We start from the raw sequence: 2,568 nt of genomic DNA, 5'->3' as shown, positions 1-2,568 counted from the left end.
AGGTTTAGAAAATCCTTCTGTGACCAGAATTTCCACCGGGTAAACTATATCTCTTTTTTGTGTAGTGCCCGGGATAACCACAACATCATTACTGTAACGGTTTCCTTGATCATTTGACACAACAAGAAGAGGGCGAATTTTCTTTTTACCGGGACCCCAGAAGACTTCACCGCGGCGAGGGAAACTCATAATTGTTCTTCCTCTTCCTGTTTTCGTATAACTTTTGCCTGCGCTTTACGAAGTTCAGGATAAGACTCTGATTTCTGAAGATAATATTTTTTCAATTGTTCAGCTCTTAATTTATTCAAAGAAATATGAATAACTTTAGAGATGGAACCATGTTTATCTTTTAGTTCTTGTAAAAACCTATCATCAGAATCTGATAAATATACAGTATGTCTGGGCATTTAAAAGCACCTCCTTTGTATTACAATACTATCATACATAAAAGTAATCGTCAAGATAAATGTAACAGGGAGCGGTAATAACTTCTACTCTGGTGGATTCCCGCGTGCGCGGGAATGACATAGCGAGCGACCAAAGGGAGCGTGACAATCTCTATTCGCATTCGTTATTGTGGGTATTGGGTGAAATATTCGTGGGTAGCTTTAATGAGATCTTTTTTTATGTTATCCCACGAAAAATTACACTTTATCCCCTCAGGTATCTCTTCCTCTTCAGCATCTTTAAAATAGGTTAAAGCTTTTAAAGCTATAGATTCCGAGAAGGCAGAACCATATTTCTTTTTGCAAAAAGAGAATATATCTTTAAGAGAATATTCTGTTTGTCTGATTATAGCCCAAAGGTCAACAAAATCTTTTTTTAGCCCTCGTTGGATAATTGAAATCATTTTCATAGCAGAAATATCTTCTACTGAAGCAACACTTAAACTATTTAATAGGACTGATCTTTTTAATGTTTCCAATATCTCTATTTGCTCTTTGGAAAGTATCGTTAAATCCACAATAAATCCTCCACCAGTTAAAGGTTCTATCATCGAGTTTATAACCAGAGTGTTCGAGAAATTTTTTAATACCTTCCTTGTTTAATTTGTGGGTGAGCCAGACCCATTCATCAATGCTTCCATATTTTAAAATTCGGGAAATTAATTCAGGAGAGTTTAAGAATTTTTCTTCAGATAAAACTTTATCTGGATAATCCCAGGTGAATTTTTTTAAATTAATACTCAAATTGTTAATACTCGAACTGATCAGGATAATTCACCTCTTAACTAAAAAATAATGAAAGAATAAAGAATATAAAAGAAAATAATTTATATATTATATGTTCAGAAGGTGAACTTAAATACATTATATTGTAAAAGAATTGTGATGTCAAATTAGTCAATATTTATAGACATTACAATTCATATCCTTTCTAATATTATATTTAATATCTTATATGTATGATATCACAAACGAACTTAAAATCAAAGCATTTTCATATGCAAGTAACATAGGGGACGATTCTTTATAATGAATATCGGGGTCTATAATTAAAAAAGTATTTTATAACTATAGAATAATCTGAAAGATTAGGATAGTCAAATAACTTTCTTTATGTTCCCTGTTTTCTAATTAGTTTTTTCTCAAATAGATCGTTTAAATCTTTATTTGCTTGTCCAGGAGATATATTATTATCGGTAACTTCTTTAAATATAGGTTCGGGTAAATCTTCTTCTCTGCAGATTTGAGAATCAAAATATAGTTTATCTTTATGTTTTTCTAAGATTGATCTTTCTTGGAAGGGCGTATTCAATACGCCCCTACCGTATTCATCTTTGCTCATTTTAATGGTAGATTTACCTTATAATATAAGCCCTTTAAACTATATCTAAAATAAGGGTCATTTTAAGCGTTTTTTAGAAAAAGATAGGGTGTAAATTACAAGATACATTTTAGTAGATAGCGGACGGCATATTAGCGGGGAACGGGTTGCTACTTTTGCAACCATTTTTCTCTGGTAATACCTGCATGGTTTAATATTTTTATCAACAAATCTACACTTATAGCTTTCCTATGTGGGTTAGGAAGTGTGAGTCTTAGATTATCCTTAATCATATATAAATGCTTACCACCACTGTAAGGACCTTTAAACCCAAACTTTTTAAGTTTTTTTATAAATTCATGAAAAGATAATGGACTTAGTTTGGGCATTTATATCCTCACCATTTTAACATCTTCTACTGTGATACTGCCAAGTTTCGGAATAGAGAGTCCTTTTTTTATACTAAGTATAAGCCAGCCTTCTATTACTTCTTTAAGCTTTTTTCTACACTCTTCGAGAGTCTTACCACTAGCCCATACACCTTTAAGTTCAGGAACTTCTCCATAATAAGGTTCTTCATCATCAATTATCTCATATTTTGCTCTTTTCAAAGCTTCCTCAATATATTCAGTTAACATAAATAAAATCTCCTTGACTTATTAATTCCTATATACAATTATATCTATCATTATAATTATTATCAAGTCATTTCTTTATCATGCTTTTTCTTTAAATCTTCTATTGTTAATGGTTTTGGGAGAGAACCACAGCTCCATACTTCAACTCTATCATCAAAAATTC

General features: G+C 31.7%; 7 protein-coding genes. All 7 read right to left on the bottom strand.

The window, feature by feature from the left end; translation table 11 throughout:
• On the bottom strand, positions 1-189 hold a 189-nt coding region (locus COZ07_RS03680; RefSeq protein WP_406607236.1), incomplete at its 3' end, for a type II toxin-antitoxin system PemK/MazF family toxin.
• On the bottom strand, positions 186-407 hold the full coding sequence (locus COZ07_RS03675) for a hypothetical protein (RefSeq protein WP_406607235.1): 222 nt from the start codon (positions 405-407) through the stop codon (positions 186-188). The genes COZ07_RS03675 and COZ07_RS03680, both read right to left, overlap by 4 nt.
• 164 nt (positions 408-571) lie before the next feature.
• Positions 572-964 (bottom strand): nucleotidyl transferase AbiEii/AbiGii toxin family protein, encoded by a 393-nt coding sequence (locus COZ07_RS03670; RefSeq protein ID WP_406607234.1) that lies wholly within the window; start codon positions 962-964, stop codon positions 572-574.
• A complete protein-coding gene (locus COZ07_RS03665) occupies positions 891-1,190 on the bottom strand; it encodes a hypothetical protein (RefSeq protein WP_406607233.1) in 300 nt (99 codons plus the stop codon). Before COZ07_RS03665 ends, COZ07_RS03670 begins: the two co-directional genes overlap by 74 nt.
• Positions 1,191-1,557: 367 nt before the next feature.
• Complete coding sequence (locus tag COZ07_RS03660) at positions 1,558-1,788, bottom strand: hypothetical protein (protein ID WP_406607232.1); 231 nt, start codon at positions 1,786-1,788, stop codon at positions 1,558-1,560.
• A gap of 149 nt (positions 1,789-1,937) precedes the next feature.
• Positions 1,938-2,156 carry a type II toxin-antitoxin system HicA family toxin gene (locus tag COZ07_RS03655; protein ID WP_406607231.1) on the bottom strand — a complete coding sequence of 73 codons (219 nt, stop codon included), beginning with the start codon at positions 2,154-2,156 and terminating at the stop codon, positions 1,938-1,940.
• A complete protein-coding gene (locus COZ07_RS03650) occupies positions 2,157-2,405 on the bottom strand; it encodes a type II toxin-antitoxin system HicB family antitoxin (protein WP_406607230.1) in 249 nt (82 codons plus the stop codon).
• Positions 2,406-2,568: the final 163 nt, after the last annotated feature.

This window comes from Candidatus Infernicultor aquiphilus (assembly GCF_002784285.1).
In the GTDB taxonomy this organism is placed as follows: Bacteria; Atribacterota; Phoenicimicrobiia; order Phoenicimicrobiales; family Phoenicimicrobiaceae; genus Infernicultor; species Infernicultor aquiphilus.
The sequence above is the reverse complement of the archived record's forward strand: the minus strand, read 5'-3'. Positions and strand labels throughout refer to the sequence as shown.